11 protein-coding genes are annotated in these 11,344 nt (G+C 67.3%); 5 read left to right on the top strand and 6 right to left on the bottom strand.

What is annotated here, in order from left to right:
* The first annotated feature begins 68 nt into the window (after positions 1-68).
* Positions 69-1,001, top strand: a complete 933-nt coding sequence (locus tag IQ782_RS19575) for a zinc-ribbon domain-containing protein (protein WP_194136357.1) — start codon at positions 69-71, stop codon at positions 999-1,001.
* Between the two features lie 102 nt (positions 1,002-1,103).
* On the opposite strand, the gene IQ782_RS19570 is transcribed toward IQ782_RS19575, so the two are convergent.
* The 3 genes from IQ782_RS19570 to IQ782_RS19560 all read right to left on the bottom strand — a co-directional run bounded on the left by IQ782_RS19570 (position 1,104) and on the right by IQ782_RS19560 (position 4,289).
* Positions 1,104-2,369, bottom strand: coding sequence for an ABC transporter permease (locus tag IQ782_RS19570; protein ID WP_194136356.1), 1,266 nt, complete (start codon positions 2,367-2,369; stop codon positions 1,104-1,106).
* A complete protein-coding gene (locus IQ782_RS19565) occupies positions 2,366-3,181 on the bottom strand; it encodes a taurine ABC transporter ATP-binding protein (RefSeq protein ID WP_194136355.1) in 816 nt (271 codons plus the stop codon). The genes IQ782_RS19570 and IQ782_RS19565 overlap by 4 nt, the downstream gene beginning before the upstream one ends.
* A gap of 115 nt (positions 3,182-3,296) precedes the next feature.
* Entirely contained in the window at positions 3,297-4,289 is a 993-nt protein-coding gene (locus IQ782_RS19560; RefSeq protein ID WP_194136354.1) for a taurine ABC transporter substrate-binding protein, read from the bottom strand.
* A gap of 373 nt (positions 4,290-4,662) precedes the next feature.
* Between IQ782_RS19560 and IQ782_RS19555 the strand changes: the two genes are divergently transcribed.
* Complete coding sequence (locus tag IQ782_RS19555; protein WP_194136353.1) at positions 4,663-6,060, top strand: aminotransferase family protein; 1,398 nt, start codon at positions 4,663-4,665, stop codon at positions 6,058-6,060.
* Between the two features lies 1 nt (position 6,061).
* A complete protein-coding gene (locus IQ782_RS19550) occupies positions 6,062-6,760 on the top strand; it encodes a GNAT family N-acetyltransferase (protein ID WP_194136352.1) in 699 nt (232 codons plus the stop codon).
* A gap of 66 nt (positions 6,761-6,826) precedes the next feature.
* Here IQ782_RS19550 and IQ782_RS19545 read toward each other — a convergent pair whose 3' ends face one another.
* The gene (locus IQ782_RS19545) at positions 6,827-7,114 is read right to left on the bottom strand and encodes an HU family DNA-binding protein (RefSeq protein WP_095881830.1); all 288 of its coding nucleotides are present in this window, start codon (positions 7,112-7,114) and stop codon (positions 6,827-6,829) included.
* Between the two features lie 132 nt (positions 7,115-7,246).
* Positions 7,247-8,731, bottom strand: a complete 1,485-nt coding sequence (locus IQ782_RS19540; protein WP_194136351.1) for an AMP nucleosidase — start codon at positions 8,729-8,731, stop codon at positions 7,247-7,249.
* 128 nt (positions 8,732-8,859) lie between these two features.
* Here IQ782_RS19540 and IQ782_RS19535 point away from each other — a divergent pair, with 128 nt between their 5' ends.
* On the top strand, positions 8,860-9,843 hold the full coding sequence (locus IQ782_RS19535) for a DNA topoisomerase IB (protein ID WP_194136350.1): 984 nt from the start codon (positions 8,860-8,862) through the stop codon (positions 9,841-9,843).
* A 3-nt stretch (positions 9,844-9,846) separates the two neighbouring features.
* Here the strand turns inward: IQ782_RS19535 and IQ782_RS19530 are convergent, their stop codons facing one another.
* Positions 9,847-10,344, bottom strand: coding sequence for a lytic transglycosylase domain-containing protein (locus tag IQ782_RS19530; RefSeq protein ID WP_194136349.1), 498 nt, complete (start codon positions 10,342-10,344; stop codon positions 9,847-9,849).
* A 140-nt stretch (positions 10,345-10,484) separates the two neighbouring features.
* On the opposite strand from IQ782_RS19530, the gene IQ782_RS19525 reads away from it, so the two are divergent.
* Positions 10,485-11,339, top strand: a complete 855-nt coding sequence (locus IQ782_RS19525) for an SDR family oxidoreductase (protein WP_194136348.1) — start codon at positions 10,485-10,487, stop codon at positions 11,337-11,339.
* The last annotated feature ends 5 nt before the right edge of the window (positions 11,340-11,344 follow it).

The raw sequence follows: 11,344 nt of genomic DNA, 5'->3' as shown, positions 1-11,344 counted from the left end.
GCTCCGCTGCGGCAACCTATTGTCAGGCTTGGGATGATGGCCAGAACAGATGGAAAGCTAAGGACAATATGCGGCTGATATGCCCCAATTGCGGCGCGCAGTACGAGGTGCCGGTCGACGCGGTCCCCGCGGGCGGGCGCGACGTGCAATGCTCGAACTGCGGCCACACCTGGTTCCAGCTGCACCCGCAGGATGCCCCGCTGCCACAAGAGCCGGACACCCCGGACGACCTCTGGGAAGAGATGGACGAGGGTGCCATGGCCGCGCCCACCGAGCTCCCGCCGCGGGCCGAGCCCGGCATCCCCGCAGCGCCGACGCCTCCCGTCCCTGGCCCGGACCCTGCGCCGGTGCCACGCCGCCCGGTACGCGCCCGCGGGCTCGACCCGTCGGTCGCCGAGGTGCTGCGCCAAGAGGCCGAGCGCGAGGCGCGCCGCCGCACCGATCCCGAACCGCTGGAAACCCAGCCCGACCTTGGTCTTGCCGAGCCGGACGACGAGGACGCTGCGCGCCGTGCGCGGTCCGCGCGCGCCGACATGGCGCGGATCAACCGCGATGCCCCGCGCCCCGAGACGGAGGCCCCCAAGCCCGAGACCGCGCCCGAGTCCTTCCCGTCATTCGCGCCCGAGCCCCGCGCTGCAGAGCGCCCCGACTTCGTGACGTCGGAGCCGGAGCATCCCGCCGTCGCCCCCTCGCGCCGCGACCTGCTGCCGGACATCGAGGAAATCAACCAGACGCTGCGCGTCACCCCCGAGCCGCGCCGCATGGAAACCCCGCAGGGCCGGGCGCTCCATGCCGAGGAAGAGGAACAGCATGGCAGCGGCTTTGCCCGCGGTTTCGGCACGGTGCTGATCCTCGCGCTTCTGGCGGTGCTGCTCTACGCGCTGGCTCCGTCGATCACCGACACGGTGCCGGCGATGGCACCGCTGCTCGATCCCTATGTCGCCACGGTGGACGGCATGCGGCTCTGGCTCGACAGCCAGCTCGCGGCGCTGCTGGGCTGAGCTGGGCCGAGCGCCCCGCCCAGCCATTCTTCTAGGCAAAAATATCCTCGGGGGAGCGCGAGGGGGCAGACAGCCCCCTCGCTCCGCCCGTGCCGCCCGCGCTCAACCCCGGCCCTTCCAGGGCACCAGCCTGCGCTCGGCCACGCGCATCAGCATGTCGATGCCGAAGCCGATCACCCCGATCAGGATGATCCCCATGATCACGATGTCGGTGAGCTGAAACTTCGAGGCGACCATGATCATCATGCCCGCGCCCTTCTCCGCCGCCACCAGCTCGGCAGCCACGACGGTGCCCCAGCACACCCCCATGGCGACCCGCGCGCCGGTGAAGATGTCGGGCAGCGAGTTGGGGATGATCACGTGGCGCAGGATCTGTACCTTCGAGGCGCCCAGAGAATAGGCCGCGTGGACCTTCGAGATCTTCACCCCCGACACGCCCGAGCGCGCGGCGATCGCCATGATCCAGAGCGCCGCGAGAAACAGCAGGATGATCTTGCCGGCCTCGCCGATGCCCGCCCAGATGATCACAAGCGGAATGAGCGCCAGCGGCGGCACCGGCCGCATGAACTCTACGATGGGGTCGAACCAGCCACGGAACCAATCCGACAGGCCCATGGCATAGCCCAGCGGGATGCCGATCAACGCGCCGAAGAAGAAGCCGGCGATGACCCGGAACAGCGACCAGCCGAGGTGCTCCCAGAGCGTGCTGTCGCGGTAGCCGTCGCGGGCGATATCGCCCAACCGCGCCACAACCGCTTCGGGGGCGGGAAGCCAGATCGGCTCCATCTGCCAGCCCTTGGCGGGCTCGAAGTTCAGCGTGCCCTTGGGCGACATGCCGACCCGGCCATGCTCGGTGTCCACCGAGGTGCCGGGCGCGATCGGCTGGCCATTCACGGCGACAACCCTGTGCCCGGCATCGCGTCCGTAGTCGTCGTTCTCGTCCACCCGCACAAGCCCCGAGCGCCAAGCCCCGATGCTGGCCGCGTCGTTCTTCGCCCACCCCTCGCCGGGATCGACCTCGGGGTCCGCGCTCTCTTCGCCGACGGGAAAGACGCGCACGATGACCGTCGCCTCGTCTGGCGCGACCCCCTCCGCCTCGGCGGTATAGGTGAAGCTGGCATCGCCGACGAAGGGTCCCGGCGCGTGCAGGAACTTCGGCACCCAGTGCGAGCCGGTGAAGGCCCCCCAGAGCAGGAAGATGGTCAGGATCGAGACCACGCTGGCGATGCGGCTCGGGCGCACGGCGCTTTCGTCGCCGAAGGTCACGGTCTTGCGGGCGGTGAAATCGTTCAACGCGCGATGCACCAGCAGTTTCACCAGCAGCCAGCTGACCGCGAAGATCGCGATGTAGAGGGCAAATACGATCATGCCGGCGCCCCCGCGCGCTCGCTGCGGCCCATGATCTCTTCCTCCATGTCCCAGATCATCCCGAGGATCTCTTCGCGCTTCGTCGCGAAATCGGGGTGCTTCTTGACCGCGCGCAGGTCCTGTCCGGCGCCGAGATCGGCAAAGGGCAGACGGTACTCGCGGTGGATGCGACCGGGGCGCGGCGCCATGACCAGCAGGCGCTCGCCCAGCAGCAGCGCTTCCTCGACCGAATGGGTGATCAGGATGATGGTCTTGCCGGTCTCCTTCCAGAGCTTCAGCACGAGGCTCTGCATCTTCTCGCGGGTCAGCGCATCCAGCGCCCCCAGCGGCTCGTCCATGAGGATCACGTCGGGATCATTGGCAAGGCAGCGGGCCAGCGCCACGCGCTGCTGCATGCCGCCCGAAAGCTCGTAGACCGCCTTTTCCTTGAAGTCGCGCAGCCCCACCACCTCGAGCAGGTGATCGACAGTGGCGCCGTAGTCCCGCTCGCGCTTGCCGGCCATGCGCGGCCCGAAGCTGACGTTGTCGCGCACGTTCATCCACTCGAAGAGCGCGCCCTGCTGGAACACCATGCCGCGCTCGGCGGCGGGGCCGCGCACCTCGTGGCCGTTGAGCAGGATACGGCCCTCGGTCGGCGCGAGAAACCCCGCGACGATGTTGAGCAGCGTGGTCTTGCCACAGCCCGATGGACCCAGCACCGACAGCAACTCGCCCTGCGCGAGGTCCAGCGAGACGTCTTGCAGCGCCTGCACCGAGCTGCCGTTGGGCAGGTCGAAGCGCATCGACAGGTTCTGGATGGATAATCCGCTCATGATCTGCCTTTCGCGGCCTGAAGCCGCGGCTCGGGGGTTCCGCCCCCAAAATGTCGTTCTGATGCGAAGGCCCCGGCGGCAGCCCCCCACCGCCGGGACGGATGACCGTTCGGCCCTACATCGAGCCCGCAGCGGCGAGCGGCGCGGTGTTCACATGGTCCGCATAGCTGTCGAGCGCCTCGTCGATCGACCCGGCGGCGACGAAGACGTCGGCGACGCCCTTCATGAAATCGCCCGCACCGCCGCCGAGCCATTTGCCCGAGAGCTGCTCCTCGGCGGTCGGGAACACGAAGGTCGCCATGGTCTCGGCGGTCGCCTCCTCGTCCATGCCTGCGTCCTTGGCGATCACCGGCAGCATCTCGGCGTGGTTGGCCTCATCCGCCCACATTGCGTTGGCCTCGGCGGTCACCGCGAGGAACTTGGCCACGAGGTCCGAGTTCTCGGCCACCCAGCCCGCGGGGCCGGAGGTCACGTCGAAGACGAGAATGCCGAGCTCTTCCTTCTCGGCGCCGGTGAGCAGCACGTTGCCATGCTCCTTCATGCGGCGCAGCGAGCCGCCCCAGCCGCAGGCCATGTCGACCGCGCCCTGCGCGATGGCGGCCGCGCCATCAGGCGGAGCCATGTCGACGATCTCGAGACTGTCGAGCGCCACGCCGAAGTGGTCCATCTGCTTGAGGAAGCCATAGTGAGCGGCGGTGCCCAGCGGCACCGCGACCTTCTTGCCTTCCAGCTCGCCGGCGCTGTCCTTGTCGATCTCGAGATCGGAGCGCACCACGCAGTTGTCGTTGTCGGCGTAGCTCACCGCCACGTCGAGCGCTTGCAGGTCCTGCCCCGCCGAGGTTGCGACCACGAAGGGCGGCACACCCTGGCTGACCGAAAGTTGCACGTCACCCGAGGCCATGGCCGCCGACATGGCGGTGCCGGTATCGAAGCTGACCCAGTTGATCTCGGTCCCCACGGCCTCTTCGTACATGCCCGTCGCCTTGGCGTATTCGAAGGGCATCGGCCATTCGAGGAAATACCCCACGGTGATGCTCTGGGCGCTCGCGGCACCTGCCAGCAGCGCTGCGGCGGCCGCCGCGCCCATCAGGCTTTGCTTGAGTGTCATCTCGTCTCTCCCGTTTGCTGCCCCGTCATGCTGCGCGAGGCTTGTGCGTGGCCGATGCCTTGGGGACACCAGGCTCGCCAGTGATCGGACCGGAAAAGACGCGCTCGATCAATGGGCGATGCCTGCGGATGCAGCAGATACATTGGGGGCAGCAGGGTAAGTTGCCCAATCACCGGGCACTGCCATGCCAGAATTCTCCCGTCATTCTTGGCAACTTCTTCTGCCTGGCTCGTTGGCGGGTCGATCTGGCCTTATATCGAGGCGAAATCTGGCACTAAGACTTCCTCCTTCTTCTGGCACATGTGCTAGCATCCCGCATCGCGGAGTCACGCTTTCGCGCCCTCAGCGGCGCCCGGAATTCAGGAGAGCTTCCATGGACGGCACCCTCACCCAGAACGACCTCAGCCACGTCGTCGAAGCCGACAAGGCGCACGTCTGGCACCACTTGGTTCAGCACAAGCAGTTCGAGACCTCGGATCCCAAGATCATCGTCGAGGGCAAGGGCATGCGGGTCTGGGACCAGACCGGGCGCGAACAGCTCGACGCGGTCTCGGGCGCGGTCTGGACGGTGAACGTCGGCTACGGCCGCAAGAGCATCGTCGACGCGATCTCCGAGCAGCTGATGAAGCTCAACTACTACGCCGGGGCCGCGGGCTCGATCCCCGGCGCGCTCTTCGCCGAGAAGCTGATCTCGAAGATGCCGGGCATGAGCCGCGTCTACTACTGCAACTCCGGCTCCGAGGCGAACGAGAAGGCCTTCAAGATGGTCCGCCAGATCGCGCACAAGCGCTACGGCGGCAAGAAGCACAAGATCCTCTACCGCGAGCGCGACTACCACGGCACCACCATCGCGGCGCTTTCGGCGGGCGGCCAGCTGGAGCGCAATGCGCAGTACGGCCCCTTTGCCCCCGGCTTCGTGTCGGTGCCGCATTGCCTTGAATACCGCGCCGGAGATCAGGGCTGGGGTGATCTGTCGGGCGAAGCCTACGGACAGCGCGCCGCGGACGCCATCGAAGAGGTGATCCTGCGCGAAGGCCCCGACACCGTCGGCGCCCTCTGCCTCGAGCCGGTCACCGCGGGCGGCGGCGTGATCGTGCCCCCGGCAGGCTACTGGCAGCGCGTGCAAGAGATTTGCCGCAAGTACGACGTGCTGCTGCACATTGACGAGGTGGTCTGCGGCGTCGGCCGCACCGGCACCTGGTTCGGCTACCAGCACTACGGCGTCGAGCCCGATTTCGTGACCATGGCCAAGGGCCTCGCCTCGGGCTACGCGGCGATCGCCTGCTGCGTCACCAACGAGCGCGTCTTCGACCTGTTCAAGGACGACGCCTCGGATCCGATGAACTACTTCCGCGACATCTCGACCTTCGGCGGCTGCACCGCAGGACCGGCGGCAGCGATCGAGAACATGCGGATCATCGAAGACGAGAACCTGCTCGAGAACACCACGGCAATGGGTGAGTACATGCTCGGCCAACTCGAGGCGCTGAAGGACAAGCACGCGGTCGTCGGCGAGGCGCGCGGCAAGGGTCTTTTCCTCGGCGCCGAGCTGGTGACCGACCGCGCCACCCGCGAGCCGATGGACGAGAAGCGTACCGCCGCCGTGGTCGCCGAGGTGAACAAGCGCGGCGTCATCATCGGCATGACCAACCGCTCGATCCCCGGCTACAACAACACGCTGTGCTTCGCCCCGGCGCTGATCGCCACCAAGGACGACGTCGACCAGATCGTCGAGGCCGTGGACGGCGCGCTGGGAACGGTCTTCGGCTGAGATGACCGAGCACCGCATGAACGAACACGGGCAGCCCATCGGGCTGCCCGTCGCCGGCACCTTCCCCCGACCCCTGCCCCCGCGCAGCCCGATGGCGGGCCGCTTCGTGACCCTGGAGCCGACGCGCGCAGACCACGCCGAGGCGCTCTTCGAGGCCTTCGCGAAGGATGACAGCGGCGCGAACTGGACCTACCTGCCCGGCGCGCCGCTGCGCGACCTTGCTGAAGCGCAGGACTGGGTCAGTCGCTGCGCGGACAGCACGGATCCGCTGTTCCACACGCTCTGCACCCCGGACGGCACGCCGGTGGGAATCGCCTCCTACCTGCGGATCGACCCGGCCAATGGCGTGATCGAGGTCGGGCACATCCACTTCAGCCCCCTGCTGCAGCGCAGCCCGGCGGCGACCGAGGCCATGTACCTGATGATGAAGCGCGCCTTCGACGAGCTGGGCTACCGGCGTTATGAGTGGAAATGCGATGCGCTCAACGCCCCCTCGCGCAAGGCGGCGGAGCGGCTCGGCTTCACCTACGAGGGCACCTTCCGGCAGGCGGTGGTGACCAAGGGCCGCAACCGCGACACGGCGTGGTTCTCGATCCTCGACGGTGAGTGGCCGCACCTGCGCGCGCGCTTCGAGGCCTGGCTGCAGCCGGCGAACTTCGACGCCGAAGGTCGGCAGATCACCCGCCTACAGGACCTGTAACTATCTGCAAAACAACAAAAAAGGGCCGCGAAACCGCGGCCCTGATGCTCAGTCGAGCAGGAAAGATCAGCCGTTGACGCTGTCCTTCAGCGCCTTCGCGATGGTCATCTTGACCACCTTGTCGGCCTCTTTCTTGAACTGCTCGCCGGTGGCGGGGTTGCGCACCATACGCTCGGGACGCTCGCGGCAGTAGATCTTGCCAACGCCCGGGAGGGTCACGGCGCCGCCGCCTGCAACTTCCTTGGTGATGATGTCGGTGATCGCTTCCAGAGCGGTCGACGCGGTCTTCTTGTCTGCGCCCATCTCTTCTGCCAGTGCAGCCACGAGTTGGGTTTTGGTCATCGGCTTCGCCATTTCATGGTCTCCTTGAACTGCCCGAGTACTTGGGCCCCATTGAGGTCACTTAACTCTATGTAGAGTCGAAACACAACGAATAGTGGGTTATTGCAAGCGAAATCTACGCGGTTTGAGCTGCAAACTGCCAGATCACAGGAAGGCTGTTTCGTCGAAGCTACGCAATTTGCGACTGTGGATCCGCTCCAGGGGCATGCTGCGGAGATGTTCCATGGCTCTTATCCCGATCATCAGGTGACGCGCCACCTGGGTTTTGTAGAAATCCGAAGCCATTCCAGGCAGTTTCAGCTCGCCGTGCAGCGGTTTGTCGCTGACGCAGAGCAAGGTGCCGTAGGGCACGCGGAACCGGAACCCATTGGCGGCGATCGTTGCGCTTTCCATGTCGAGCGCCACCGCCCGGCACTGGCTCAGCCGCTGCACCGGCCCGCGCTGGTCGCGCAATTCCCAGTTTCGGTTGTCCACCGAGGCAACGGTGCCGGTGCGCATCACCCGCTTGAGATCATACCCCGAAAGCTGCGTCTCTTCCTCGACCGCATCCTCCAGCGCCACCTGGATCTCGGCCAGCGCCGGGATCGGCACCCAGACCGGCAGGTCGTCGTCCAGCACCTTGTCCTCGCGCAGGTAGGCGTGGGCCAGCACGAAATCGCCAAGGCTCTGCGAGTTGCGCAGCCCGGCGCAATGGCCGACCATGAGCCACGCATGCGGGCGCAGGACGGCGATATGGTCGGTCGCGGTCTTTGCGTTCGACGGCCCCACCCCGATATTGACCAGCGTGATCCCCGAGCCGTCCCTGCGCTTGAGGTGATAGGTCGGCATCTGCGGCATCTTCGCAGTCAGCGGGATCTCGGTCCCGGCGTCGGTGATCTCGACATTTCCGGTCGACACGAAGGAGATGTAGCCACTGTCGGGGTCGGCGAGTTGCTTGCGGGCATAGGCCTCGAACTCGCTGACGTAGAACTGGTAGTTGGTGAACAGCACGTGGTTCTGGAAATGCGCCGGGTCGGTCGCGGTGTAATGCGCCAGCCGCGCCAGCGAGTAGTCCACCCGCTGCGCGGTAAAGGGGGCCAGCGGTTCGGTGCCGTCGGGCGCAGGGCGCGCCACGCCATTGACGATGTCATCATTGGTGGTGGTCAGATCCGGCACATCGAAGACATCGCGCAGGATGAAGCTGCCCGCGCCTTCCTGCGGCACGGTCAGCTCGGGGTAGTTGGCCACCGCGAAATGCACCGGCATCGGCGTCTCGGACAGGCCCACCTGCACCGGCACGCCGTGGTTCTCGATGAGCAGGCCGATCTGCTGTTTCAGGTACTGCCGAAACAGGTCCGGCCGGGTGATCGAGGTGGCATGGGTGCCGGGGGCCGAGACGTGGCCGAAGCTGAGCCGGCTGTCGACCTTGGCAAAGCTGGAGGTGGTGATCCGAACCTCTGGATAGAAGGCCCGGTAGCGGACGCCGGGGTGGCCCTGAGCCATGGAGGACAGGAACCGCTCCTTGAGGAATTCCGCGGCCTGGGCATAGAGCACGCAGAGCCGCTCGACAGCCGCCTCGGCGGTGTCGAAAAGCTCGGGGCCCGGTGCTTCGGGGGAAACGATCTGCAATTTCGCCTGCATGTCCTGCATCTGCGGCTCCTTCCGCTATTTTGCCGGCCAGCGTGGCAGGAAGAGGTGACGGGTTCAAGACGCGGCGTCGGCTCGCGCCTCCGTGCCGACAAAGCGGAACCTGCGCGCGACACCCCGCGTTCGCAGGCATGACCCCGCACCCGGATCTCCTCTACTACCCTGACAGCCGCCCCGGCATCCTGCGACGGCGCTGCGGTCGCGGATTTTCCTACATCGCGCCCGACGGAACCCGCATCGATGCGGCCGAGGAGCGCGCGCGGATCAAGGCGCTCGCGGTGCCGCCAGCCTATGAGGAGGTGTGGATCTGCCCGCGGCCCAACGGCCACCTGCAGGCCACCGGGCGCGATGCACGAGACCGCAAGCAATATCGCTATCATCCCGATTGGACAGCATTTCGGGCCGAGCGGAAATACGGCCATCTCGCCACCTTCGGCGCGGCGCTTCCTGGCCTGCGCCGCAGCATCCTGCGCCAGCTGCGGGCCCGCGCGCCGGGAGACAAGGCGTTTGCCCTTGCTGCCACGCTCGCCCTGCTCGACCGCGCGGGGCTGCGCGTTGGCAATGCCGACTACGCGGCGGAGAATGGCAGCTACGGCGCGACCACCCTGCGCGGCACGCATCTGCGCCTGGATGGCGGAACATTGCATCTGCGCTTTCCCGGAAAGGGCGGCAAGCGGGTGCACAAGCAGCTGCGCGACCGCACGTTGCAGCGCGCGCTGACCCGATTGGACGACCTGCCCGGAAACGAGCTGATTTCCTGGCTCGACGAGGACGGGGTCCCGCACGCGCTGCGCTCGGACGAAATCAACCGATGGCTCGCCGAGCGGACCGGCGACCCGGCCCTCACCGCCAAGACCTTCCGCACCTGGAACGGCAGCGTCGCGGCGCTGGAAGCGGTGCTGACCAGCGAGACCCGAAGCATCAGGCAGATGGCCGAGGCGGCCGCGGAACGCCTCGCCAACACGCCTGCCGTGGCGCGCAGGTCTTACATCCATCCGCGGGTGATTGCCCTGGCCGAAGACCCGTCCGACCAAGGGTCCGTGCTGGCGCGGGCGCCTGACCGGCCCGGGCTGCGCCGCGCCGAAGCGCAGCTGCTTGCCCTGCTCGAGCTGTGACCCTCAGCCCCGGCGCAGCCCGGTCTCGACCAGCATGCCGCGACGCTTGGCTTCGTAGTAGTATCCCTTGGCATAAAGGCCGATCGCCGCATCCGGATTGCCATCCGACAGCAACCAGGCGCCACGCAGATACTTCACGCCGAATTCGAGATTGGTGTCCGCATCCAGCAGCTCGCGCGGTTGTCCCTGGAAGCCCATGGTGCGCGCCGTCGCCGGAAGGATCTGCAAGAGCCCGTAGTAGGGACCGTTGCGTGCTCCGGGACTATGGGTGCTCTCGCGGATCGCAAGACGGTGGACCAGCCGCCGGGGCACCTCGTAGTAGTCGGACCACTTGTTGATCGAGGCGCGCAGTTCCGGCGTCTCGTTCGGATAGAGCGGCGGGTCGTAGCGCGTCACCTCGACCTCTTCCTGCTTCGCGGCGCAGGCCCCCAGCGAGATCGCCAGCGGCAGGAGCACGACGGACAGGCAGGCCCGCCGGGTTATTTCGGTGTTTCGGGACATTCCGAAGTCCAAATAGCCTCTGATGCGCCCTGATACTCCGGATGGGCCTGCGGGCCTATCCTGCAGATTGGCCGATGAGCGAAACAATGCCGGTGCGCCCGGACTTGCCAAACCGCACGGCGCGCCCCAGTTTGCCGCGCATGACACGCATCCTGCTCACGCTCGGCCATGGCTATGCCGCCGCCGCCCTCGCCCGCCGCCTGCTGCCGCAGGGCTGGCGCATCCTCGGCACCCACCGCGACCCGGCCAAGGCGCCTCTGCTCGCCTCAGAGGGAGTCGAGCCGGTGCTCTGGCAGCGTGCCGCACTGACGGCCGCGCTGGCGCAGGCAAGCCATATTCTCGTCTCCGCCGGCCCGCGCGACGGCGGCGATCCGGCCCTGGCAGAGATCGGCTCCGCCATCGCCGCGCGGGCCGCCGATCTTGACTGGGTCGGCTACCTGTCGACCACCGGGGTCTACGGCGATCACGGCGGTGATTGGGTGGACGAGACGACACCGCTGTCGCCCAGCACGGTGCGTGGCAGGGCCCGGACCGAGGCCGAGGCGGCCTGGCAGGCGATCCCCGGCCTGCCCCTGCACATCTTCCGCCTCGCCGGCATCTACGGCCCCGGCAGGGGTCCGTTCGAGAAGGTCCGCCAGGGCACGGCCAGGCGCATCGTCAAGCCCGGACAGGTGTTCAGCCGCATCCATGTCGCGGACATCGCCCAGGTGCTCGACGCCTCGATCCGCCAGCCCCGCCCCGGTGCGATCTACAACCTCTGCGACGACGATCCCGCTCCGCCCGAGGAGGTGCTCGAACATGCCGCCCGCCTTCTCGGTCTGCCGCCGCCGCCCGAGGAGCGCTTCGACGAGGCCGAGATGTCCGCCATGGCGCGCAGCTTCTACGCCGAGAACAAGCGCGTAAGAAACGACCGGATCAAGGATGAGCTCGGCGTGACGCTGCTCTACCCGGACTACCGCGCCGGCCTCGCGGCGCTGCTGGCCGAGGAAGGCTGACCCGC

Source organism: Salipiger mangrovisoli, assembly GCF_015223355.1.
Taxonomy (GTDB): Bacteria; Pseudomonadota; Alphaproteobacteria; order Rhodobacterales; family Rhodobacteraceae; genus Salipiger; species Salipiger mangrovisoli.
This window is presented reverse-complemented; position numbering and strand designations above follow the sequence as displayed.

Excerpts from the sequence above, each read along its gene's own strand:
- IQ782_RS19575 (WP_194136357.1), top strand. The coding sequence starts at position 69 with ATGCGGCTGATATGCCCCAATTGCGGCGCGCAGTACGAGGTGCCGGTC.
- IQ782_RS19570 (WP_194136356.1), bottom strand. The coding sequence starts at position 2,369 with ATGATCGTATTTGCCCTCTACATCGCGATCTTCGCGGTCAGCTGGCTG.
- IQ782_RS19565 (WP_194136355.1), bottom strand. The coding sequence starts at position 3,181 with ATGAGCGGATTATCCATCCAGAACCTGTCGATGCGCTTCGACCTGCCC.
- IQ782_RS19560 (WP_194136354.1), bottom strand. The coding sequence starts at position 4,289 with ATGACACTCAAGCAAAGCCTGATGGGCGCGGCGGCCGCCGCAGCGCTG.
- IQ782_RS19555 (WP_194136353.1), top strand. The coding sequence starts at position 4,663 with ATGGACGGCACCCTCACCCAGAACGACCTCAGCCACGTCGTCGAAGCC.
- IQ782_RS19550 (WP_194136352.1), top strand. The coding sequence starts at position 6,062 with ATGACCGAGCACCGCATGAACGAACACGGGCAGCCCATCGGGCTGCCC.
- IQ782_RS19545 (WP_095881830.1), bottom strand. The coding sequence starts at position 7,114 with ATGGCGAAGCCGATGACCAAAACCCAACTCGTGGCTGCACTGGCAGAA.
- IQ782_RS19540 (WP_194136351.1), bottom strand. The coding sequence starts at position 8,731 with ATGCAGGACATGCAGGCGAAATTGCAGATCGTTTCCCCCGAAGCACCG.
- IQ782_RS19535 (WP_194136350.1), top strand. The coding sequence starts at position 8,860 with ATGACCCCGCACCCGGATCTCCTCTACTACCCTGACAGCCGCCCCGGC.
- IQ782_RS19530 (WP_194136349.1), bottom strand. The coding sequence starts at position 10,344 with ATGTCCCGAAACACCGAAATAACCCGGCGGGCCTGCCTGTCCGTCGTG.
- IQ782_RS19525 (WP_194136348.1), top strand. The coding sequence starts at position 10,485 with ATGACACGCATCCTGCTCACGCTCGGCCATGGCTATGCCGCCGCCGCC.